Source organism: Devosia equisanguinis, from assembly GCF_900631955.1.
Classification (GTDB): Bacteria; Pseudomonadota; Alphaproteobacteria; order Rhizobiales; family Devosiaceae; genus Devosia; species Devosia equisanguinis.
The window spans coordinates 31,925-55,173 of sequence record NZ_UZWD01000033.1; the positions used below are offsets into that span (position 1 = coordinate 31,925).

Annotated in this window: 23 protein-coding genes; 3 read left to right on the forward strand and 20 right to left on the reverse strand. The window is 62.0% G+C overall.

Features of this window, described 5'->3' with window-relative positions; genetic code table 11:
• From kduD to DEVEQU_RS13140, 20 genes are all read right to left on the reverse strand, one after another.
• On the reverse strand, positions 1-762 hold the full coding sequence (gene kduD / locus DEVEQU_RS13045) for a 2-dehydro-3-deoxy-D-gluconate 5-dehydrogenase KduD (protein ID WP_126151033.1): 762 nt from the start codon (positions 760-762) through the stop codon (positions 1-3).
• Positions 762-1,592 (reverse strand): 5-dehydro-4-deoxy-D-glucuronate isomerase, encoded by an 831-nt coding sequence (kduI, locus tag DEVEQU_RS13050; RefSeq protein ID WP_126151034.1) that lies wholly within the window; start codon positions 1,590-1,592, stop codon positions 762-764. Before kduI ends, kduD begins: the two co-directional genes overlap by 1 nt.
• A complete protein-coding gene (locus tag DEVEQU_RS13055; protein WP_126151035.1) occupies positions 1,589-2,344 on the reverse strand; it encodes a FadR/GntR family transcriptional regulator in 756 nt (251 codons plus the stop codon). Before DEVEQU_RS13055 ends, kduI begins: the two co-directional genes overlap by 4 nt.
• A gap of 5 nt (positions 2,345-2,349) precedes the next feature.
• Positions 2,350-3,630 carry a TRAP transporter large permease gene (locus DEVEQU_RS13060; protein WP_126151036.1) on the reverse strand — a complete coding sequence of 427 codons (1,281 nt, stop codon included), beginning with the start codon at positions 3,628-3,630 and terminating at the stop codon, positions 2,350-2,352.
• A 5-nt stretch (positions 3,631-3,635) separates the two neighbouring features.
• Positions 3,636-4,163 (reverse strand): TRAP transporter small permease, encoded by a 528-nt coding sequence (locus DEVEQU_RS13065; RefSeq protein WP_126151037.1) that lies wholly within the window; start codon positions 4,161-4,163, stop codon positions 3,636-3,638.
• Between the two features lie 54 nt (positions 4,164-4,217).
• Positions 4,218-5,198 carry a TRAP transporter substrate-binding protein gene (locus DEVEQU_RS13070; protein ID WP_126151038.1) on the reverse strand — a complete coding sequence of 327 codons (981 nt, stop codon included), beginning with the start codon at positions 5,196-5,198 and terminating at the stop codon, positions 4,218-4,220.
• Positions 5,199-5,475: 277 nt separating this feature from the next.
• On the reverse strand, positions 5,476-6,885 hold the full coding sequence (lpdA, locus tag DEVEQU_RS13075) for a dihydrolipoyl dehydrogenase (protein ID WP_126151039.1): 1,410 nt from the start codon (positions 6,883-6,885) through the stop codon (positions 5,476-5,478).
• A 20-nt stretch (positions 6,886-6,905) separates the two neighbouring features.
• The gene (locus DEVEQU_RS13080) at positions 6,906-7,538 is read right to left on the reverse strand and encodes a LysE family translocator (protein ID WP_126151040.1); all 633 of its coding nucleotides are present in this window, start codon (positions 7,536-7,538) and stop codon (positions 6,906-6,908) included.
• Positions 7,539-7,639: 101 nt separating this feature from the next.
• A complete protein-coding gene (locus DEVEQU_RS13085) occupies positions 7,640-8,029 on the reverse strand; it encodes an MAPEG family protein (protein ID WP_164550392.1) in 390 nt (129 codons plus the stop codon).
• A 55-nt stretch (positions 8,030-8,084) separates the two neighbouring features.
• The gene (locus tag DEVEQU_RS13090) at positions 8,085-8,579 is read right to left on the reverse strand and encodes a hypothetical protein (protein ID WP_126151042.1); all 495 of its coding nucleotides are present in this window, start codon (positions 8,577-8,579) and stop codon (positions 8,085-8,087) included.
• A gap of 73 nt (positions 8,580-8,652) precedes the next feature.
• The gene (locus tag DEVEQU_RS13095) at positions 8,653-9,102 is read right to left on the reverse strand and encodes a hypothetical protein (RefSeq protein WP_126151043.1); all 450 of its coding nucleotides are present in this window, start codon (positions 9,100-9,102) and stop codon (positions 8,653-8,655) included.
• A gap of 144 nt (positions 9,103-9,246) precedes the next feature.
• Positions 9,247-10,005 (reverse strand): SDR family oxidoreductase, encoded by a 759-nt coding sequence (locus DEVEQU_RS13100; RefSeq protein ID WP_126151044.1) that lies wholly within the window; start codon positions 10,003-10,005, stop codon positions 9,247-9,249.
• A gap of 51 nt (positions 10,006-10,056) precedes the next feature.
• Positions 10,057-11,331 carry a 2-oxoglutarate dehydrogenase complex dihydrolipoyllysine-residue succinyltransferase gene (odhB, locus tag DEVEQU_RS13105; RefSeq protein ID WP_126151045.1) on the reverse strand — a complete coding sequence of 425 codons (1,275 nt, stop codon included), beginning with the start codon at positions 11,329-11,331 and terminating at the stop codon, positions 10,057-10,059.
• An 80-nt stretch (positions 11,332-11,411) separates the two neighbouring features.
• A complete protein-coding gene (locus tag DEVEQU_RS13110; RefSeq protein WP_126151046.1) occupies positions 11,412-14,414 on the reverse strand; it encodes a 2-oxoglutarate dehydrogenase E1 component in 3,003 nt (1,000 codons plus the stop codon).
• 415 nt (positions 14,415-14,829) lie between these two features.
• Positions 14,830-15,732 carry a succinate--CoA ligase subunit alpha gene (sucD, locus tag DEVEQU_RS13115; RefSeq protein ID WP_126151047.1) on the reverse strand — a complete coding sequence of 301 codons (903 nt, stop codon included), beginning with the start codon at positions 15,730-15,732 and terminating at the stop codon, positions 14,830-14,832.
• Between the two features lie 18 nt (positions 15,733-15,750).
• The gene (gene sucC / locus DEVEQU_RS13120) at positions 15,751-16,944 is read right to left on the reverse strand and encodes an ADP-forming succinate--CoA ligase subunit beta (protein ID WP_126151048.1); all 1,194 of its coding nucleotides are present in this window, start codon (positions 16,942-16,944) and stop codon (positions 15,751-15,753) included.
• Positions 16,945-17,034: 90 nt separating this feature from the next.
• Complete coding sequence (gene mdh / locus DEVEQU_RS13125; RefSeq protein WP_126151049.1) at positions 17,035-17,997, reverse strand: malate dehydrogenase; 963 nt, start codon at positions 17,995-17,997, stop codon at positions 17,035-17,037.
• Positions 17,998-18,273: 276 nt separating this feature from the next.
• Entirely contained in the window at positions 18,274-19,419 is a 1,146-nt protein-coding gene (zapE, locus tag DEVEQU_RS13130) for a cell division protein ZapE (protein ID WP_126151050.1), read from the reverse strand.
• Positions 19,420-19,591: 172 nt separating this feature from the next.
• Positions 19,592-20,185 carry an AprI/Inh family metalloprotease inhibitor gene (locus tag DEVEQU_RS13135; protein WP_126151051.1) on the reverse strand — a complete coding sequence of 198 codons (594 nt, stop codon included), beginning with the start codon at positions 20,183-20,185 and terminating at the stop codon, positions 19,592-19,594.
• Positions 20,186-20,307: 122 nt separating this feature from the next.
• Entirely contained in the window at positions 20,308-20,541 is a 234-nt protein-coding gene (locus tag DEVEQU_RS13140; RefSeq protein ID WP_126151052.1) for a hypothetical protein, read from the reverse strand.
• A 209-nt stretch (positions 20,542-20,750) separates the two neighbouring features.
• On the opposite strand from DEVEQU_RS13140, the gene DEVEQU_RS13145 reads away from it, so the two are divergent.
• From DEVEQU_RS13145 to DEVEQU_RS13155, 3 genes are read left to right on the forward strand one after another with little or no spacing between them, the layout of a single operon-like run.
• On the forward strand, positions 20,751-21,845 hold the full coding sequence (locus DEVEQU_RS13145) for a microcin C ABC transporter permease YejB (RefSeq protein WP_126151053.1): 1,095 nt from the start codon (positions 20,751-20,753) through the stop codon (positions 21,843-21,845).
• Positions 21,842-22,960, forward strand: coding sequence for an ABC transporter permease (locus DEVEQU_RS13150; RefSeq protein WP_126151054.1), 1,119 nt, complete (start codon positions 21,842-21,844; stop codon positions 22,958-22,960). The genes DEVEQU_RS13145 and DEVEQU_RS13150 overlap by 4 nt, the downstream gene beginning before the upstream one ends.
• A 34-nt stretch (positions 22,961-22,994) precedes the next feature.
• A complete protein-coding gene (locus tag DEVEQU_RS13155; RefSeq protein ID WP_126151055.1) occupies positions 22,995-23,246 on the forward strand; it encodes a hypothetical protein in 252 nt (83 codons plus the stop codon).
• Positions 23,247-23,249 lie beyond the last annotated feature (3 nt).

Sequence of the window (23,249 nt, forward strand, 5' to 3'; positions counted from 1 at the left end):
TCACCTTGCGAGCCAGCCGCCATCGACAGGGATGACGGCGCCGTGCATGTAGTTGGAAGCGGGCGCGAGAAGGAACACGGCGGCATCGCCGATATCCGACGGCACGCCCCAGCGTCCCACAGGAATACGCCCGAGAATGGCCGACGAACGATCCGGGTCGTTGCGCAGCGCCTCGGTATTGTTGGTCTCGATGTAGCCGGGGGCGATGGCGTTCACATTGATGCCGCGCGCCGCCCATTCATTGGCCAAAAGCCGGGTAATGCCCAATACACCACTCTTGGACGCGGTATAACTGGCCACCCTGATGCCACCCTGAAAGCTCAGCATCGAGGCAATGTTGACGATCCGCGCCCTTCGCCCCTCGGCCAGTGCCTTGCGCCCCAGCGCCTGGCAGAGGAAGAACATGGTCTTGAGGTTGATATCCATCACCGCGTCCCAGTCGGCTTCGGTGAAGTCGACCGCATCCACGCGCTTGATGATGCCGGCATTGTTGACGAGACCATCGATCGGACCATGCTCGGACCAGGCCGTATCGAACATCGCCTGGGCGTCGCGAACCGATCCCAGGTCCGCCCGCATGGCGGCAAAGTCGGCGCCCTGTTCGGCCATCAGCGCCGCCGTCTCGTCCATGCCGGAGCGTCCGACACCAATGACCTTGCCCCCGGCCCGGCCGATGCAGAGCGCGATGCCCTGCCCGATGCCGGTATTGGCGCCGGTGACCAGAATGGTCCTGCCCGCAAGGCCGAAGGCGGACAGGTCCATCAGAGCAGGTCCTCCATGGCCACCTTGTCGACATCAGTGTAGTCGACATTGTCGCCGGCCATGGCCCAGATGAAGGTATAGGCGCCGGTGCCTGCACCGCAATGGATCGACCAGGGCGGGGAGAGGATGGCCTGCTCGTTGCGCACGATCAGGTGGCGGCTTTCGGTCGGCTCGCCCATCAGATGCACCACGAAGGCGTCGGGCTTGAGATCGAAATAGAGATAGGCCTCCATGCGCCGGTCATGCACATGCGCCGGCATGGTGTTCCAGACCGAGCCCGGTGCGAACTGAGTGAGCCCCACCACCAACTGGCAGGTTCTCACGCTGTCGGCATTCACATATTGATAGATCGAACGCTGATTGGCGGTTTCCTGACTGCCGAGATCGAGCCGCTTGGCGCCGGACTGCTGCAATAGCGTTGTGGGGTAGCTGGCATGGGCCGGCGCGCTGAGCAGATAGTATTTTGCACCCTCCCCACCGAAACGCACGTCTTTCGCGCCCATGCCGACATAGAGCATGTCGCGGGGTCCGACCGCATGCTCGACACCGTCGACATGGACCTGGCCGGCTGCACCGATATTGACCGCGATCAACTCTCGCCGGTCGAGGAAATTGGCGGTGCCGGTAGGCTTGATTGTGTCCAGCGCCAGCGGCGTACCTGCGGGTACCGCGCCCCCCACAGCCATGCGGTCATAATGGCTATAGGTCCAGCGCACCTGTCCGGCCACGAACAGATCGTCGATGAGAAAGTTTTCGCGCAGTTCATTGGTCCCCAGCCCGGCGGCGGTGATGGGATCGATGGCGAAACGGATGTCGAATTCTGTGGTCATGACAGGTCCTGAAGTGATGAGCTTTGCTCGGCCAGCCGGGCGCGATAGCGGTCCTGGCTGCGCGAGAGATGCTCTCGCATGGCCTCGCGCGCGCCCTCGGCATCGCGCGTGGAGATGGCGTTGAGAATGCGGCGGTGCTCTTCGTGCAGCCCCGCCTGGTAGTCATAGGTCAAGACGCTTTCCGTGCCCCAGGGCGAGGCGACGTCGCAGGGAATGGTGCGACTGCCAAGAGCATCGAGCACCTCGATATAGAAGGGATTGTTGGTGGCCGCGGCAATCGCCCGGTGAAAGGCAAAGTCGGTCTTGCCGGTCGGGTTGCCGATGGCCAGCAGGCGGCCGAACTCATTCCACGCCTCAAGGATTGCCGCCTCCTGGCTGGCGCTGCGCCGCTGCGCCGCCAGCCCCGCGGATTCGATCTCGATGCCCATGCGCACTTCGAGCACGTTGAGCGCCACCGAGATCTTGTTCGAGCGTTCCCCGCCAATGCTCGAAAAGGCCGATGTCGGGCCCGACATCACGAACACACCGGCGCCCTGGCGCGACTGCACCAGCCCATCGGCGGCAAGCGCCGCGATGGCCTCGCGCACCACCGTGCGACTGACGCCGAAATGCTGGGTGAGCTGGCTTTCGGTCGGCAGTTTCTCGCCGGCCCCAACCTCGCCGCTGCCGATGCGCTTGCGCAGCGCCTCGACCACCATTTCAGCCAGTTTGGGTTTGCGCGCCGGAGGCGGCGTTGCTTCGATCACAGACATGACGATCACCGGAACAGGCTCGGGAGCCACAGGGAGAGCGCCGGGATATAGGTCACCATGGCCAGCACCACCAGCCCGGCACCATAGAATGGCCAGACGCTTTTCATCGCCGTCCAGATCGAGATCTTGCCGACGGCGGCGGCGACGAACTGCACCGGCCCGAGCGGCGGCGTATTGAGACCGATACCCAGATTGAGGATCATGATGACGCCGAAATGCACCGGGTCCACGCCGAAAGCCGTGACCATGGGCAGGAAGATCGGGGTGGTGATGATGATCAGCGGCCCCATATCCATGAAGGTGCCCAACAACAGCAAGAGCACATTGATCAGCAGCAGGACCATCAGCGGATCACTGGTAAGCTGGCCGACGAATTCGGTGAGAATGGGCGCTACGCGCAGATAGGCCATCAGCCAGCCGAAAGAGGCAGCAGCGCCGATGATGAACAATACCATGGCAGTGGTCCGCACGGCGCCGGTGACACAATGCACGAAATTGGACCAGCTCATCGAGCGATAGACCAGGAGCGTGACCAGGAAGGCGTAGATTACCGCGATGCAGGAGCTTTCCGTGGCAGTGAAAATACCCGAACGCACCCCGCCGAAGATGATGACTATGAGCAGCAGGCCAGGAATGGAGACCAGGAAATACTGGAACGCGCGCGCGAAGCCCGGAAAGGGCTCCGTCGGATAGCCACGCTTGCGCGCCACCACATAGGCGGTGATCATCAGGGCGACGGCCAGCAGCAGCCCGGGAATGACGCCGGCGGTGAAGAGATCGGCAATCGAGATGCGTCCGCCCCCGGACAGCGAATAGATGATCATATTGTGGCTGGGGGGCAGTAGCAGCGCGATCAGTGCCGACATCGAGGTGACATTGACCGCATAGTCGGCGCCATAGCCGCGCGCCTTCATCTGCGGAATCATGATCCCGCCAACCGCGGCAGCTTCGGCTACAGCCGAGCCGGAAATGCCGCCGAACAGCGTCGAAGCCAGAACGTTGACCTGCCCCAACCCGCCGCGCACATGGCCGATGACTGAGCCCGCAAAAGCGATGATCCGCGCCGCGATGCCGCCACGCATCATCAGGTCGCCGGCGAAGATGAAGAAGGGAATGGCCAGCAGCGTGAAGGCCCCGACGCCGGAATTGAGCTGCTGGAACACCACGACCGGAGGCCGGCCGATATAGACGATGGTGGCGAAACTGGCGATGCCGAGGCAGAATGCGATGGGCGTACCCACCACCATGAGCAGGCCGAAAACGCCGAAGAGAACCCAGTATTCCATGGCGATCAGGCCTCAGTCACAGTTGGTTCGATGATGTCAGCGTCGACCGGTTCTCCCGCCAGCCGCAGGGCCATGCGCTCGAGCACGAAAAGGCAGATCAGCACGCCGGAAACGATGATGGGCAAATAGGTAAAGGTCTGCGGCAAACCGATCACCGGAATGCGGACGCTGGCACCCCGAATGGCCAGTTCGCTACCGAACCAGACCATGCCAAAACCGAAAGCGAAGATGGCAATGTCGCTGATGCTGCGCAGCCAGGGCTTGGCAGCTGCCGGCAAGGCGTAAAGCAGCACGTCAAATCCCATATGGAACTTTTCGCGCACCCCGACAGCGGCGCCCAGGAAAATGAACCAGCTCATGATCATGATCGCCCCGCCTTCCGTCCAGGACGGGGACGCATTGACGACGAAGCGCATATAGACCTGGTAGGCGACAATGACGGTCATGGCGACAAGCCCGATGCCCGACAGCCAGAGTGCAAGATTTGAGAGCACGTTCAGCACGCGGCTGACGGCAAGAAGTCCGCTTTTCATCGGTTCATCCCCGCGGTGAAGCCGAGCCGACCGAAGCCGGCCCGGCGCGATCAATCAGCCCTCGGTGGCCTGGATGCGGGCAACCAGATCCTGCAGCTTGGGGTCAGTGACATACTTGTCGTAGACCGGCTTCATGGCATCGATGAAGGGCTGCTTGTCGACGGTGTTGATCGTGGCACCAAGCGCTTCGACCTTGGCCTTGGATTCCACTTCCTTGGCCGCCCAGAGCTCACGCTGATGCGGCACCGATTCCTGGGCGGCTTCGCGCATGGCCGCCTGGTCTTCGGCAGAAAGGCCATCCCAGACGACCTTGGAGACCACCAGCACTTCAGGCACCATCAGGTGCTCGTCGAGCGAATAGAACTTGGCGACTTCGGCGTGGCCGGCAGTGTCGTAGCTGGGATAATTGTTCTCGGCGCCGTCGATGACGCCGGTCTGGATGCCCGAATAGACTTCGCCATAGGGCATGGGCGTCGCATTGCCACCCAGCGCGCCGACCATGTCGACGAAAATGTCGGACTGCATGACGCGGAACTTCATGCCCGCCATGTCTTCAGGCGCGGTGATCGGTTTGGAGCTGTTGTAGAACGAGCGCGCACCGCCATCATAAAAGGCCAGCGCCACCACATCCACCGCATCGAAGGCCGCCAGGATTTCCGCGCCGATCGGACCGTCGAGCACATTGTGGAAGTGATCGGCCGAGCGGAAGATGTAGGGCAGCTGCGTGACCGTGGCTTCCGGCACCTGGGTGCCGAAGGCGCCGATGGAGATGCGGTTGAGATCGATGACGCCGAACTGCGTCTGCTCGATGGTGTCGGCCTCGCCGCCCAACTGAGCGGAGTGGAACACTTCGACCGAGTAGCGGCCGCCGGTCTTGTCCGAGAGCAACTCACCGAATTTCTTGACGGCTTCGACGGTCGGATAGCCATCGGGATGGGTATCGGACGAGCGCAGCACCGTCTGGGCGCTGGCGGTCGAAACCATCAAGGCAGACGCAATGACGGCGGCAGCCGCCATCTTAGGCAGATGAAACATGAAGTCCTCCCAATGTGTCTTGCTTGGTGGCGACAAGGCTCCTCCCCCACGCCACCGGCGGGCAAACCCGCCACCAACCCGGCTTGTCTTGGCAAGGCCCGAGTATCGTGCAAACTAGTATGGAAGACGAAATGACAAGTCAACATACAATTACTTGTATGTTGTATGATGACTTTGCAGGTGCTTGCGCGACCATGAAAAAAGCTCCCCAAACCGGTGTTTGGAGAGCTGCTTAAATGTGCCGTTCTGGCGGGATAGATGCGGGCCGATAAAGTCCTCAGATGTGGATAGCCCCGTCGCCCAGGGCCAGTGCGGCTTCGCGGATGGCTTCTGACAGGGTCGGGTGGGCATGGGTGGTGCGCGCCAGATCTTCGGAGGCACCGGAGAATTCCATCAGCGTCACCAGTTCGTGGATCATCTCGCCGGCATTCTTGCCCACGATATGAGCACCCAGGACGCGGTCGGTCTGCACATCGGCGAGAATTTTGACAAAACCCTGTGTCGCCAGCATCGCCTTGGCGCGGCCATTGGCGGTGAAGGGGAATTTGCCGATCTTGTATTCGACGCCTTCGGCCTTGAGCTCGTCCTCGGTCTTGCCCACCGAAGCCACTTCCGGATTGGTATAGACCACCGACGGAATGGCGGCATAGTTCACATGGCCGGCCTGGCCGGAGAGGATTTCGGCAACGGCAATGCCCTCGTCCTCGGCCTTGTGCGCCAGCATTGGGCCGGCAATCACGTCGCCAATGGCATAGATACCGTCGACCGAGCTCTTGTAATGCGCATCGACGCGGACCCGGCCACGCTCGTCCAGCGCCACGCCAGCGAGGTCGAGGCCCAGCCCTTCGGTAAACGGCTTACGGCCGATGGCCACCAGAACGACATTAGCGTCGAGCAGTTCGGCGTCACCACCCTTTGCCGGTTCGACCCGCACCTTGAGCGCACCATCGTCCTGCTTATCGACGCCGGCAACCTTGCTCGAGAGCTTGAATTCCATGCCCTGCTTCTGCAGCATGCGCTGGAACTGGCGGGCCACTTCGCTGTCCATGCCCGGCAGGATACGGTCGAGATATTCGACCACGGTGACCTGGGAGCCAAGACGCTGCCACACCGAGCCCAATTCGAGTCCGATCACGCCGGCGCCGATGACGACGAGCTTGTTCGGCACCTTGTCGAGGCTGATACCGCCGGTCGAGGTAACCACGGTCTTCTCGTCGATATCGATGCCCGGCAGGTTCGCCGATACGGAACCGGTGGCGATGACGATATTCTTGGTCGAAATCTCGGTCTGCGGTCCGCTTTGCGGCGTCACCAGCACCCGTCCGGGGGCCGCGATCGAGCCGATGCCGCGGAACACGGCGATCTTGTTCTTCTTGAACAGATAATCCACGCCGCCGACATTGGAGGCGACCGTTTCGGTCTTGTGGTTCATCATCTGCGGAAGGTTGAGCTGCGGGGCCGGAATATCGATGCCCAGCGCCTTGAAGCCGTGACCGGCTTCCTCGAACAGCTCGGAAGCATGCAGCAGTGCCTTGGAGGGGATGCAGCCGATATTGAGGCAGGTGCCACCCAGTGTCGGCCACTTCTCGACCACGGCCACCTTCATGCCCAGCTGTGCCGCACGGATGGCGCAGACATAGCCGCCCGGTCCCGAGCCGATGATGGTGAGGTCGAATTGATCTGCCATGGTAAGAAACCCCGAAACTGTTAGCGCTGCTGTGCCAGCGCGACACGAACCGCCAGCGCCAGAAATGTAATGCCGGTAACCCGATTAAACCACCGGCCGGCGCGGAAAAAGCCCTGCCGCACCGAATGGGTCGTAAAGAAAACCGAGACCAGTGCAAACCAGGCAAAAAGCATGATGCTCATGCTCGCCACATAAATCACCTTTACATTGCCCGCCGTATGCACGGAGACCAAGGACGTGAACAGGGCGAGGAAGAACAACACCGCTTTTGGATTGAGAAGATTGGTGAGGAACCCCAGCGCAAAGGCGGCCATGTCGCCGCGCGGGCTCTCGCCACCTTCCGCAATGCTGGGCGGCTGCGGCGGCGGACTGCGCAACGCCGCGATGGCGAGCCAGACGAGATAGGCCGCGCCTGCCCATTTGAGAATGTTGAAGGCTAGCAGCGATTGGCCCACCAGCACGCCGACGCCCAGAAGCGTGTAGCTGCCATGCACCAGGATCGACGTGGCAACACCGGCCGAAGTAAACAGCGCCGCGCGCCGGCCATGCACCACCGATTGGCGCAAGACCATGGCGAAATCGGCGCCCGGAATAACCGCATTGATGCCAAAAGCCAGCATCAGGCCTGCAAATTCCAGCCAGGGGAAGGTCATCACTGCTACCGCGCGTTAGTGGGCGGCAAAGCGTTACACCAGCCAAACCGCCCCGGCAATGCGGCCGCCGATAGCCTCCCCTGCCCGATGGGCAAGGGCGGCTAGAAGGCCACCCCGACAAACAGGAGCACGAGGCCAATCAGCGACACCATCCAGATGCCGGAACGCAGAAGAGGAATGTCGATGAAATAGCCTGGAATATAGGCCCAGCGTGCCCAGAACCACAATTGCGCACCCCATTGCGTCAGGCTATCGGAGCGCCCCGACAGTTCGGTGGCCACCGCCAGCGCAATGAAGATGCCATAGGTCTCGAGGAAATTGCGCAGCGCGCGATTGCCCCGTGCTGCCCATTTGTTTGGCGGCCGCTCATTATCACGCTGGCTGCCGGCAAATTTGATGCCATAGTCGAGGCGATAGGCAGTGGATTGCACCATCACATAGGCAAAAGCCAGCGCGGCACTCCAGGTCAGCAGGGTCAACTCGACGCTCACATTCATCTCCATGCATCAGGGTCTGCCAATAGAACGGCGGGCCCATCCTGCCGGATCACTGGCAATCGAGCAACTCGAAGGCATCGCCAGGCGATACGTCCCCGTCCCACTCGGTGCTGCGATAGTTCGAATACCAGAGGCTGACCGCCAGTTGCGGCAGGATCACCTGTTCGGGCGCCTTGCCCCCGCGCTCTATATCGAGAAAGCGCACCTTGCCGTCATAGATGCCATAGATGGATGGGTGGTCTGTTTCGACGAGGAAAGTACATTGCTCGGTGCTGTCCGCTGCGCACGGCCCGGAAATCGACCAGAGCGGCGCCCCAAAACCATTGGGCACGCTGACGCCACCCTCCAGCACTACATCGGAATTGGGCATTTCGATATAGAAGGCCGCCGTCTGGTTGGCGGGCGCGATCTGCGGCACCCGCTTGAAGGTCAGCCACCAGGGCGCGTCGGGCTGCTTGTAGCGCGCATTGGCCAGTGTGCACTCGGTGGCCATGCCGGTGCTGCAGAGGATGACAGAAAGGAAAAATGCCGACAGGACACGCATGGGACGATCTCCGGGGAGCCTGTCCGCGAAGAAATCACGCCCGCACTCAGCCTCCTACCCCGTTACAGGGGGATCAGGAGGCCGAAATCTCCTGCGCGCGCTTCAGTGCTGCGGGCAGTTGCCGGTCGATATCGAGCGCGCCTGTTTCCACCTGCTCGAGAAAGGCGCGGCAGAAGCTGCCCTTATCGCCGGCCTGGTTATAAGCGGTCATGATCTGCGTGCCGCCATAGGTCTCGGCCGCCTTCTGCTGGCCTTCGGCGCCCCCGCCCAGCCGGGTGATGACCCGGTCGGCGAGATCGAGAAAGCCGATATTGCGCAGATACCAGTTTTCCGCCGCCAGCTTGTAGCTGCCGTCGAGGCCAGTGGTTTCGTAGCAATGGGTGGTCATGACATTGACGATGGCCTGCGAGCCGTGAAAGGCCATCAGCTCGCCGATCAGTGCGGTATTTTCGGTATCGTTCTGCGCCAGAGCGGGCGCGACAAGGCCCAGAAATGCAACGGCCAGGGCAGCAGTTTTACGCAACGCGAAATCTCCAGGTCGGGGCAATCCATCGCGCTTTTCATAGGGGCCGGGACCCTTAACAGAGTCTTAGTATTTCATCCGGACGCCCATCACGAAAATGCGAATGCAAACGATATCCCTGTAAACCACAGAAGTGCGGTTCAATCAGGGCAGGCTTGCCCGCCCACCGGTCACCGACAGGATCGATCCGGGGGTATAGCTGGACGCATCCGACAATAGCCAGACAATGGCCTCGGCGACCTCGTGGGCCGTGCCCGCGCGTTTGACGGGGATGGCCTCGATCATGCGCGCAACCCGGTCCGGATCGCCACCCGAGGCATGAATATCGGTCTCGATAACCCCGGGGCGGACGGCATTGACCCGCACGCCATGTTCGGCCACTTCCAAAGCCAGCCCGACCGTAAAACTGTCAATGGCGCCTTTGGCGGCCGCATAATCCACATACATATTGGCACCACCCAGCTTGGCAGCACCGGAGGTGAGATTGACGATGCTGCCGCCGGTGCCACCATGGGCCCGCGACAGGCGCCGCACCGCCTGCCCCGCGCACAGCATCGCGCCATAGACATTGATAGCGAACATGCGTTCAAGCCGGGCGAGGTCCACGTCCTCTACCCGCATCGCCACATCGACCACACCCGCATTGTTGACCAGACCCTTGAGCGGTCCCAAAGCATCCGCCGCGTTGAAGATGCGCTCTATGTCCTCGGGCTTGGATACATCGCCTTGCACGGCAACACTCTTGCGCCCAGCACGGATGATTTGGGCACAGACGGCCTCGGCGGCAGCCAGATTACCGGCATAATTGACAACCACATCGAAGCCGCGCTCGGCCGCAAGGATGGCACTTGCCGCACCGATGCCGCGCGATCCGCCGGTGATCACGACCACCCCGTTATTCATCCGGCCCCCCAAAAAGATGAGGCCGGGGACTTGCCCCGGCCTCGACGGACCTTAGAGATCGAGCACCAGCCGCTCGGGCGCCTCAAGGCTTTCCTTGACGCGAACCAGGAAGGTGACGGCTTCCTTGCCGTCGACGATGCGGTGATCATAGCTGAGCGCCAGATACATCATCGGGCGGATGACGATCTGACCGCCGACCACGACAGGACGCTCCTGGATCTTGTGCATGCCCAGAATACCCGACTGCGGGGCATTGAGGATCGGGGTCGACATCAGCGAGCCATAGACACCACCATTGGAGATGGTGAAGGTGCCGCCCTGCATGTCGGCCATCGACAGCTGCCCATCGCGGGCCTTCCTGCCGAGATTGCCAATTTCCTTTTCGATCTCGGCGATCGACATCTGGTCGGCATTGCGCACCACCGGAACCACAAGGCCCTTGTCGGTGCCGACAGCGACGCCGATATGGGCGTATTGCTTGTAGATCAGGTCATCGCCATCGATCTCGGCATTGACGGCCGGGATTTCCTTGAGCGCATGCACCACGGCCTTGGTGAAGAAGCCCATGAAGCCCAGCTTGACGCCATGCTTCTTCTCGAACAGGTCCTTGTACTGGTTGCGCAGGTCCATCACCGGCTTCATGTCCACCTCGTTGAAGGTGGTCAGCATGGCGGCGGTGTTCTGCGCATCCTTGAGGCGGCGCGCAATGGTCTGGCGCAGGCGGGTCATCTTCACGCGCTCTTCGCGCGACGCGTCATCGGCGGCAACCGGAGCGCGCGGCGCGGGAGAAGGCGCCGGAGCGGCGGGCTTTGCAGCAGGAGCCGGAGCGGGGGCAGCAGCAGGCGCGGCGGCGGGCGCCGGACGGGCCAGGGCCGAGAGCACATCTTCCTTGAGCACCTGACCAGACTTGCCGGAACCGGCAATGCCGGCGGCGTCGAGATTGTTCTCGTTGATCAGCTTCTGCGCCGAGGGAGCCGGAGCCCGGTCGGTCGGCTTGACCGGCTCGGGACCGGCAGCATTGGCGGCAGGAACTTCGGTCTTGGCCGGTGTCGGAGCGGCAGCGGCGGGCGTCGAGGCGGCAGCAGCGGCACCGGCAGCAATGGCACCCAGCAGTGCCCCGACATCGACGGTTTCGCCCGGCTGGGCAGCGATGGCTTCGAGAACGCCTGAAGCGGGCGCCGGAACCTCGATGGTAACCTTGTCGGTTTCGAGCTCGACAATGGGCTCATCGGCAGCGACGGCGTCGCCCACCTTCTTGTACCACTGACCGATGGTTGCCTCGGTGACGCTTTCGCCCAGCGTCGGCACGCGGATTTCTGTCGACATTGAGTATGTCCTTCTTTTTCAGGCCGGAGCGCCTTCGTCCTAGGGACGAATGTGGCGCTCTTTATGTCATGTCACAAGGCTTATGAGCCCAGCGCGTCATCGAGGAATGCCTGGAGCTGTTCCAGGTGCACGCTCATGCGGCCGGTAGCCGGCGAGGCAGCAGCGGCGCGGCCGGTATAGCGAACGCGCTGGTTGCCACGGCCCATCTGGTCGAACACCCATTCCACATAGGGTTGGATGAAGGCCCAGGCCCCCATATTGCGCGGCTCTTCCTGGCACCAGATCACTTCCGCATTGGGGAAGCGGCTCAATTCATCCAGCAGTGCTTTGGCCGGGAACGGATAGAGCTGCTCGACGCGCAGCAGATAGACATCGTCGATGCCCTTCTTCTCGCGGTCTTCGAGCAGGTCGTAATAGACCTTGCCCGTGCATAGCACCACGCGACGGATCTTCTCGTCGCTTTGCAGCCGAATAGTGGTCTTGGGCAGGCCCGGGGCCTCGGCATCGTCCCAGAGCAGGCGATGGAAGACGCTGTCCGGACCCAGTTCCACCAGACCCGAGACGGCGCGCTTGTGGCGCAAGAGGCTCTTCGGCGTCATCAGGATCAGCGGCTTGCGGAAGTCGCGCTTCAGCTGACGGCGCAGGATGTGGAAATAGTTGGCCGGTGTCGTGCAGTTGGCGACCTGCATATTGTCTTCCGCGCACAGCTGCAAGAAGCGCTCGGGACGCGCGGAGGAGTGCTCCGGGCCCTGCCCTTCATAGCCATGCGGCAACAGCATCACGAGGCCCGACATGCGGAACCACTTGCGCTCGCCCGAGGAGATGAACTGGTCGATCACCACCTGCGCGCCGTTGACGAAGTCGCCGAACTGGGCTTCCCACAGCGTCAGCGCCTTGGGCTCGGAGAGCGAATAGCCATATTCAAAACCCAGCACCGCTTCTTCGGAGAGCATCGAATTGATGACCTCGTAGCGCGACTGATCGGGCGCCAGATTGTTGAGCGGCGTATAGGTCTTGTTGTCGACCTGCTGATCGTTGAGCACCGAATGGCGCTGGCTGAAGGTGCCGCGTTCGCAATCCTGGCCGGAAAGGCGCACGGGATGGCCTTCGGTCACCAGCGTGCCGAAAGCCAGTGCCTCGGCGGTTGCCCAGTCGATGCCCTCGCCGGACTCGATCGCCGCCAGGCGATTGTCCATGAAGCGCTTGACCGTGCGGTGCACGTTGAAGTCGGCGGGAACCTGGGTGAGCTTGGTGCCGATCTCGACCAGCCTGTCGAGGGCGACACCGGTTTCGCCACGGCGCGGACCTTCGTCATGCGCCGGCTTGAAGCTCTTCCACTGGCCATCGAGCCAGTCGGCCTTGTTCGGACGATAGTCCTGGCCGGCTTCGAATTCAGTTTCGAGGCGCGCCTTCCAGTCGGCCTTGAGCTGGTCGATATCGGTCTGGGTCAGCAGGCCCTCGCCCACCAGCTTTGCCGAATACAGTTCCAAGGTGGTCTGGTGCGACCGGATCTTGGAATACATCAGAGGCTGGGTGAAGCTGGGCTCGTCGCCTTCATTATGGCCGAAGCGACGATAGCAGAACATGTCGATGACGACAGGCTTGCCGAACTTCTGGCGATATTCGACCGCGACCTTGGCGGCAAAGACAACCGCTTCCGGATCGTCGCCGTTCACATGCAGCACCGGCGCCTCGATCATCTTGGCGACATCGGTCGGATAGGGCGAGGAGCGCGAATAGATCGGCGAGGTGGTGAAGCCGATCTGATTGTTGATCACGAAATGGATCGAGCCACCCGTGCGGTGCCCCTTGAGGCCCGACAGGCCCAGGCACTCGGCAATAACGCCCTGCCCGGCAAAGGCAGCATCGCCATGGATCAGCAGCGGCAGCACCATGGAGCGGTCCGGCTTGCCGTCCTGCTCGATATTGACCAGCTTGCCATCGGGGGCAATGTGCTGGTCCTGCTTGGCGCGCGACTTGCCCAGCACCACCGGATCGACGATCTCGAGATGGGAGGGATTGGCAGTCAGCGACAGGTGCACCTTGTTGCCGTCGAATTCGCGGTCCGAGGAAGCACCCAGATGGTACTTCACGTCGCCCGAACCTTCGACGTCGTCGGGATAGAAGGCGCCGCCCTTGAATTCGTGGAACAGCGCGCGATGCGGCTTGCTCAAAACCTGGGTGAGGACATTGAGACGGCCACGGTGGGCCATGCCCAAGACGATGTCCTTGATGCCCAGCGCGCCACCGCGCTTGATGATCTGCTCCAGCGCCGGAATGGTGGCTTCGGCACCATCGAGGCCGAAGCGCTTGGTGCCGGTATATTTGACGTCGAGGAACTTCTCGAAGCCCTCGGCTTCGATCAGCTTGTTGAGGATGGCCTTCTTGCCCTCGGGCGTGAAGGTGATTTCCTTGTCCGGGCCCTCGATGCGCTCCTGGATCCACTGCTTGGCTTCGGGATCGGAGATATGCATGAACTCGATGCCAAGCGTACCGCAATAGGTGCGCTTGAGGATCGCCAGCATCTCGGGGAGCGTCGCGTATTCGAGGCCGAGATAGTTGTCGATGAAGATCTTGCGGGAATAATCGGCTTCGGTGAAGCCGTAGCTCGTCGGATCGAGCTCGGGCGCCGGCTCTTCGGCGCGCAGGTGCAGCGGATCGAGATCGGCGTGCAGGTGACCGCGCATGCGATAGGCACGGATCATCATGATGGCGCGGATAGAGTCGCGCGTGGCCTGCAACACTTCGGTAGCGGTGGGAGCGGGCTTGCCTTCCGCAGCGGCCTTCTTGGCTACGACCTTCTCAGTCTTGACCGCCACTTCGGCCCAGTTGCCGTCCAGGGCGCTGACCAATTCGCTGGCTTCGGCCTGCGGCCAGTCCTTGCGACCCCAGCTCGGACCGTCGGCGTTCTTGCGCGCCTCGTCCTGGCTATCGTCGAGACGGCTGAAGAAGCTGGCCCATGTCGCGTCAACGCTGGACGGGTCGCTCTTGAAGCGAGAATAGAGTTGTTCGATGTAGTCGGCATTCCCTCCGTAGAGGAAAGAAGTCAGCAAGAACGTGTCGTTCTTTTCCTGTCGTGTCATCGCTTGTGTCGCAGGACTTTGCGCCCCGCCATCCTTCTCAACGAACCGGGAGTGCCGGTTTCACGCGGTCCTTAAATTGCTGCGGATACTGACCGCTTATCCTTAGTATCCTGTTAAGTGGAACGATCCCTGAGCAGGATCGTGGCTCGAATAGACTCATACCGTATTGAACGCCCGAGGGCTTATCACCGCTCTGTGTCCGAACCGCGACCTAACCGGGTTGCATCCGGCCAGTTTCGCTGATTGTCGCCCCGGCAAGGGCCGGGGCTCGTCATGAAATCTCAAGTAAATCGCGGCATTCGCCGAGATGACGCCACGGTAATGCAACCGACATGCCCCGCCATTCGAGCCTAGCTCTCATGGCCTGCTCGCCTCCAATCGCTCCACCGGAGCGATTGGCCCTGGGGGACGGCTCTCAGCCCTTCAGCACATCCACAAGCGTGGTGCCAAGGCGCGCCGGCGACGGCGAGACGCGAATGCCGGCCGCTTCCATCGCGGCGATCTTGGACTCCGCGTCGCCCTTGCCGCCCGAAACCACGGCGCCGGCATGGCCCATGGTCCGGCCCTTGGGAGCGGTGCGGCCCGCGATGAAACCGGCCATCGGCTTCTTGCGGCCCTTCTTGGCTTCGTCGATCAGGAACTGGGCGGCGTCTTCTTCGGCCGAACCGCCGATTTCGCCGATCATGATGATGGCTTCGGTGGCGTCGTCAGCCAGGAACATCTCCAGCACGTCGATGAACTCGGTGCCCTTGACCGGATCGCCGCCAATGCCGACCGCAGTGGTCTGGCCGAGGCCTTCGTTCGAGGTCTGGAACACTGCCTCATAGGTAAGCGTGCCCGAGCGCGAAACAATACCCACCGAACCCTTGCGGAAAATCGAGCCCGGCATGATGCCGATCTTGCATTCTTCCGGGGTCAGGATGCCCGGGCAGTTGGGGCCGAGCAGTCGCGACTTGGAGCGGTCGAGGCGAGCCTTGACGCGCACCATGTCCATCACCGGGATACCTTCGGTGATGCAGGTGATGAACGGGATTTCGGCATCGATGGCTTCGATGATGGCATCGGCAGCACCGGCAGGCGGCACATAGATGACCGAAGCGTCCGCGCCGGTCTTTTCCTTGCCCTCGGCGACCGAAGCGAAGATCGGCAGGCTTTCACCCTTCGAACCGGTCCAGGTTTCGCCGCCCTTCTTGGGGTGGATACCGCCAACCATCTGCGTGCCATAATAGGCCAGCGCCTGTTCGGTGTGGAAGGTGCCGGTCTTGCCGGTCAGGCCCTGGACGAGGACCTTGGTGTTCTTATTGACGAGAATAGACATCAGGTAAGGTCCTTCAAATTAGCCGTTGATCGCCGCGACGATCTTCTTGGCGGCGTCGTCGAGATCGTCGGCCGCCGTGATCGCCAGGCCGGACTCGTTGAGGATCTTCTTGCCCAGTTCGACATTGGTGCCTTCCAGGCGCACCACCAGCGGCACCTTGAGGCCCACTTCCTGCACGGCCGCGACAACGCCTTCGGCGATGACATCGCACTTCATGATGCCGCCGAAGATGTTGACCAGAATGCCTTCGACCTTGGGGTCGGCAGTGATGATCTTGAAGGCGGCCGCGACCTTGTCCTTGCCGGCGCCGCCGCCAACGTCACAGAAGTTCGCCGGCTCTTTGCCGTAGAGCTTGATGATGTCCATGGTCGCCATGGCCAGGCCCGCGCCATTGACCATGCAGCCGATATTGCCGTCGAGCGCCACATAGGCGAGGTCCCACTTGGAGGCCTCGATTTCCTTGCTGTCTTCTTCGCTCTCGTCGCGCAGCGCCTTGATATTGTCATGGCGGAACAGCGCATTGCCGTCGAACGACACCTTGGCGTCGAGCACGCGCAGATGGCCGTTTTCCATGACGATCAGCGGATTGACCTCGAGCAGCGCCATGTCGGTGTCGCTGAAGGCCTTGTAGAGGATGGGGAACAGGCTCTTGGCGTCTTCGGCGGCAACGCCGTCGAGCTTGAGCGCGGCCACGATCTTGGCCACATCGGCATCGGTGACACCGGCTTCGGGATTGATCGCGACGGTCACGATCTTTTCCGGAGTGTCATGGGCCACGGCCTCGATGTCCATGCCGCCTTCGGTGGACACCACGAAAGCCACCTGACCGACCGAGCGATCGACCAGCAGCGAGCAATAGAGCTCACGGGCGATATCGGCGCCGTCTTCGACATAGAGGCGGTTGACCTGCTTGCCGGCTTCGCCGGTCTGGGCAGTCACCAGCGTATTGCCGAGCATTTCCTTGGCGTGGGCAACCACTTCCTCGATGCTCTTGGCCAGGCGCACGCCGCCCTTGGCATCGGGACCGAGTTCCTTGAACTTGCCCTTGCCGCGACCGCCGGCATGGATCTGGCTCTTGACCACATAAAGCGGGCCCGGCAGCGACCTGGCTGCGGCCTCGGCTTCGTCGACCGAGAAAATGGCGACGCCAGCGGCAACGGGCGCGCCGTATTCTTTCAGCAGCGCCTTGGCCTGGTGTTCATGGATATTCATTCTATTCCCCTTGGGTGGGCAGACGTAAGCCGGACATTTCCAGAGACCGGAAAGGGCGAAAGCCGCTGGCGGAACCAGCGGCTTCAATCATTAGGCCAGCTTGGGCTGGATCTTTTTACACGCCTCGATCAGGCCTTCGACCGCGCCGACCGATTTGTCGAACGCCTTTTGCTCGGAGGAGTTGAGCGCGATCTCGACGACCTTCTCCGCGCCACCGGCACCGATGATCACGGGCACGCCGACATAGGTGCCCTTGACGCCATATTCGCCATTGAGCTGCACGGCGGAAGGAAGCACGCGCTTCTTGTCCTTGAGATAGCTCTCGGCCATGGCAATGGCGGATGCGGCCGGCGCATAGAAGGCCGAACCGGTCTTCAGCAACCCGACGATCTCGGCGCCGCCATCACGGGTGCGCTGCACGATCTCTTCGAGCTTTTCCTTGCTCATCCAGCCCATCTTGACGATGTCGGTCAGCGGAATGCCGGCAACGGTGGAGTAGCGGGTCAGCGGCACCATGGTGTCGCCATGGCCGCCCAGCACGAAGGCGTTGACGTCCTGAACCGACACGCCCAGCTCTTCGGCGATGAAGTGCACGAAGCGCGAGCTGTCGAGCACGCCGGCCATGCCGATCACCTTGTTGGCGGGCAGGCCGGAGAACTTCTGCAGCGCCCAGACCATGGCGTCGAGCGGGTTGGTGATGCAGATGACGAAAGCGTCGGGGGCATATTTGGCAATGCCCGCACCCACCTGCTCCATCACCTTGAGGTTGATTTCGAGCAGGTCGTCGCGGCTCATGCCGGGCTTGCGCGGCACGCCGGCGGTGACGATCACCACATCGGCGCCTTCGATGTCCTTGTATTCGGACGTGCCCTTGAGCGTGGAATCGAAGCCCTGGGCCGGAGCCGACTGGGCGATATCGAGGGCCTTACCCTGCGGTACGCCGTCGACGACGTCGAACAATACGACGTCACCCAGTTCTTTCTGAGCGGTCAGCAGGGCCAGTGTCCCGCCGATCTGTCCAGCACCGATAAGGGCAATCTTCTTGCGCGCCATAAGCCTCATCCCAACTGCGTTGAATTGGCGCACGTCTTAACCCTCCCCGCATTGAGGAGCAAGTGAACCCTTCGTCTAAAGCCGGGTTTGGCCCATGCTGATGGGTGAAGGGGGAATGCCGGTTGGGCATGTGCGCAGGGACTGCGAACTCGAAACGTCCCACCCATCGTCATTGCCCGGCTCGACCGGGCAATCCATGCTGCAACAAAACGCCGGACAGAAATGGACCACCCGATCAAGTCGGGTGGTGACGATGGACATCTAGAACTGGCTCGGTCAAATGTCTTCTGTCTCGTCGGGCACCGCATCCCGCAACCCCTTGCCGAGATATTCCTCGGACTGCATCTCGGTGAGCCGGGACACCGTGCGCTGGAATTCGAAGGCGGTCTTGTCGTCCTTGCCCAATTGTTCGAGCGGCACCGCAAAGCTGGCCGCCAGCTTGACGCCCCGGTCGTAGAGACTGTCGATCAACAGGATGAAGCGCTTGGCCGCATCGGACCGGGTCCGGTCCATCTGTGGCACATCCTCGAGCATCACCGAATCGAACGAATGTGCGATGCTTACGAAATCTCTGGTCCCCAGCGGCTTTTCGCAGAGATCGGCAAAACCGAAACGGGCCGCCCCCATGGACATTGCCGGCACCGGAATTTCCCGGCCAATGCTTTCAATCACCCCCGGCGCGCCCAGTTCGCCGCCGGTAATGCGCAGCCAGAGCCGGTCCATGACCGCGCCGATTTCGGGCCCGGTGCCGAAGGCATAGACCTGCTGCCCGGCAAATTTCAGCCGCCGATAATCCTGTTCCGATGGCAGCCCCACCACCACCGTCTCCGCCTTGAGCCGGGCGATGAAGGGCAGGAACAGTTGCCGGTTGAGACCATCCTTGTAGAGATCGTCGGGGACCACGTTTGAGGTGGAGACCAGTGTGACCCCGCCGGCAAACAGTTTTTCGAACAGCCGGTCGAGCAGCATGGCGTTGGCGATGTCATGGACGTGGAACTCGTCGAGGCAGAGCACGCGCAACCCGCTCATGAGGATTGGCCGCACCACCGCTTCCACCGGATCGGCATTGTCGGCACTGCCTTTGGGCGACTTGCGAAACGCCGCAATGGCTTGGTGCACCTCATCCATGAATTCGTGGAAATGCACGCGCCGCTTCTGCGGGAACGGCACGGCGGCAAAGAACAGGTCCATCAGCATGGTCTTGCCGCGCCCCACTTCGCCGAACAGGTAGAGCCCGCGCACCGGCTTCGGCTTGTCGAAAAACCCGAACAGCCGCCTTGGCTTGGCCGCCATCAGGTCGTTCAGCACGCGATCGAACTGGTCCGCCGCCTCGCGCTGCGCCGGATCGGCGCTCAGCGCCCCGCGCGCCACCAGCGCATCATAGGCGGTGCGAACCGAGGAATAGGGGGAAGAAGAAGCCATCAAGCAATACCGAGCCAAACCCGCGCCGGCCCCAAGGCCAGTCGCACCACCCATTGCGTCGTGAGCCGGCCCGGGTCAACCCCGAGCGGCCACCTGCTCTGTGGCAAGGCAATTTCAAGCATGTAGAAGGATGACACAAAAAAGCCGGCCCATTGGACCGGCTTTCGTGAACTTAGCGCGACATGGAGACCGGCTGGCCACCACCCATCGTGCCGATATAACGGCCCGAGCTCGGCGCCAGGAACGCGGCGATATTGCCGTTATCATCATAAAGCTGCAGCTGGCTGCCGACCTGCTGCCAGCCCGTCACTGCCGCAATCTGCGACACGGTGCAGCCCGGCGCCGAAGCGCGATAGTAATTGGTACCGGTCTTGGCGGTCATCGGCAGGTTGAGCCGGCAGGTCTGGCCGCCAGCCACCACGTTCCACACGCCTTCCGGTCCGGTGCTGACGCCGGTGGTCATCGGTTGGCCCAGCGACACGATCGAGCCATTGGCGCCCGCAACCTGCGTCGGCTGCGTCATGGCGGGCTGGCCGCCCAGAACCGGCTGGCCGGAAAGGCCCGGGGCGGGCGTGCCCGTCGCGCCGATCGCCGGCAGCGTATTCTGCTGCACCGTCGAGTTCTGCACCGGCTGCGCCTGGCTGGGCGCACCGATGACATTGAGATTGCTGGTGTTGGTTCCACTGGTCGAGGCACAGCCGGCCAGCACCAGGGCCAATACCGACAAACCCGCAATGGAAGAAGCGCCGCGCTTCCAAACCTGCATTGATCACTCCTGCCCCAAGGGCTTAAGGGAAATTAACACTTGTGGCGGCTTATAAAGCAAACAGCCCCCCACGTTCAATCGCCCAACCCGCACCTTTCTTGTGCTGCCGCAATATGGCCGTTTTAGGGGTGGGTGTCGTTCATATCCTTCATCAGGTCCGCGAGAAGCACAGCCGCATCCTCGGCCTCGTCCTCCGGAACCTCGATACTAACGCCCTGTGTTCCGAAAAGGTTCGGAACCCCCGGCAATCCGCCATCCACCGGATCGAGCGGGTGAAAGCCATGCGCCCGCAGCGCGACCAGCATCACCCTGGCGATGGAAATATCCTTGATCTGCCCGACGGATTGAAACCGCATCCGCTTCTCCTTGTTGGATACCGATCCTGAACGGCGGCGGCGGCCAGGGCAAGCCCTGCACTACAAACCCGCGTGAAAGCCGGCGATCGGCAGGCGAGCAATCTTGCATCGCCGTCACGGAAGTGTTGCAGTGCCGATCAGTTGTCATCGCCCTTTGATTTGCGTCGCACACGCCGCAAAGCCGGGCATGTCTCGTTGCCGGAGCAGGCATGGGCGCCTATATCTTCCGCCGTCTCCTGCTGATGATCCCGACCGTGTTCGGCATCATGGCCGTGTCCTTTGTCATCACCCAGTTCGCCCCCGGCGGTCCTGTGGAACAGGCCCTGGCCAATATGTCGGGGCAGAACGTGTCGCTCAGCGAGCGCGTTACCGGCGGTGGCGGCGATGGCGTGGCCGCCCCATCCCGCCAGCAGACTGGCGGCGCCTATCGCGGCAGCCAGGGCCTGCCGCCCGAACTGGTCGCGCGCATCGAAAAGCAGTTTGGCTTCGACAAGCCGCCGCTCGAACGCTTTTTCTCCATGATCGGAAATTACCTGCGCTTCGATTTCGGCGACAGCTATTACCGCGACATTTCGGTGATCGATCTGATCAAGGAAAAGATGCCGGTTTCGATCTCGCTGGGCCTGTGGATGACGCTGATTGCCTATGGCATTTCGATCCCCCTTGGCATTGCCAAGGCGGTGCAAGACGGCAGCCGTTTCGATGTCTGGACCTCGACCATCGTCATCATCGGCTATGCCGTGCCCGGCTTCCTGGTGGCCATCGCGCTCGTCGTCCTCTTCGCCGGCGGCTCGTTCTGGTCGATCTTTCCGCTACGCGGGCTCACCTCGCCGGGCTGGGTCAGTTTTCCCTGGTGGCGGCAGGTGCTCGACTATTTCTGGCATCTGGTGCTTCCCATCATCGCCATGGGCCTGGGCGCCTTCGCCACCGCGACGCTGCTGACCAAGAACTCCTTTCTCGACGAGATCGGCAAGCAATATGTCACCACCGCCCGCGCCAAGGGCCTGACCGAGCGGCAGGTGCTCTATGGCCACGTCTTCCGCAACGCCATGATGTTGATCATTGCTGGCTTTCCCGGCGCCTTTATCGGCGTCTTCTTCGGCGGCTCGCTGCTGATCGAAACCATCTTCTCGCTCGACGGCCTCGGTCTTCTCGGCTTCCAGTCGGTGGTCAGCCGCGATTATCCGGTGGTCTTTGCCACACTCTACATCTTCTCGCTGCTCGGCCTCATCATCGGGCTGGTATCGGACCTGGCCTATATGTGGGTCGATCCACGCCTCGATTTCGAAAGCCGCGACGTATGAGCCTCGACGCTGCCCCGCATGGCCGCCTCAGCCCGCTCAACCGGCGGCGCCTCGCCAATTTCCGCGCCAATCGCCGCGGCTGGTGGAGTTTCTGGATCTTCCTCGTCCTCTTTGTGGTGACGCTGGGCGCCGAATTCATCGCCAATGACCGGCCCATTCTCGTCTCCTACAAGGGCGAGCTGATGGTGCCGGCACTTATCGACTATCCCGAAAGCACCTTTGGCGGGTTCCTCGCCACCACCAATTACCGCGATGAATTCATCGCTGATGAGATCAGCGCCAATGGCTGGGTGCTCTGGCCGCCCATCCGCTTCAGCTACAATACAGTCGATCCCTATGTAGCCTTTCCCGGCGCCAACCCGCCCAGCTGGTTGATGAGCCGCGACGTGGTGTGCCAGCGCTACCCACAAGGCCTCGCAGATCCCGGCTGCCTTCCAGGCAATTTCCACGTCCTGGGCACCGATGGAACCGGGCGCGACGTCATGGCGCGGCTGATCTATGGCTTCCGCATTTCCATCCTCTTCGGCCTCGTCCTCACCGTCGCCTCTTCAGTAATAGGCGTCGCGGCCGGCGCCCTGCAGGGCTATTTCGGCGGCTGGGTCGATCTCATCGCCCAAAGGCTGATCGAAATCTGGACCTCGGTACCCGCCCTTTATCTCCTCCTCATCATCTCCTCGGTGATCGCGCCCGGCTTCTGGGTGCTGCTCGGCATTTTGCTTTTGTTCTCCTGGGTGACGCTGGTGGGCATCGTGCGGGCCGAATTCCTGCGCGCCCGCAATTTCGAATATGTCACCGCCGCCCGCGCCCTGGGTGTATCCAACCGCATGATCATGTGGCGGCATCTTCTACCCAATGCCATGGTCGCGACGCTGACCTTCATGCCCTTCATCCTCTCGGGCTCGGTGGCGACGCTGACCTCACTCGATTTCCTGGGCTTCGGCCTGCCCTCCGGCTCGCCTTCGCTGGGCCAGTTGCTCGAAGAGGGCAAGAACAACCTCGAAGCCCCCTGGCTTGGTCTGACCGGCTTTTTCACCATCTCCTTGATGATGACGCTCCTGGTCTTCATCGGCGAAGCCATCCGCGACGCCTTCGATCCCCGAAAGACCTTCCGATGAAATGTGGTATGATGGCCTCGCAAGGAGGCGCGCCATGAACAAGATCGTGCGGCAGCATTACCCGGTCGAGAACCTGCCAGAGGATTTGCGCGAACTCGTATCGACAAGTTCGGTCACGGTCATTTTAACCGAGGAGACGTATTCGACTCCGCCCCCACTTTCTCGCGAGCAGGCAGTCGCTTTGATGAAGCAGATGCAGCGCGATGCGGCGGAGCGCGGGGAAACCGTCACCACGGAGGAAGCTGTAGCGAGAATTCGGGCACTTCGCGACGAGTGGGATGACTGATTG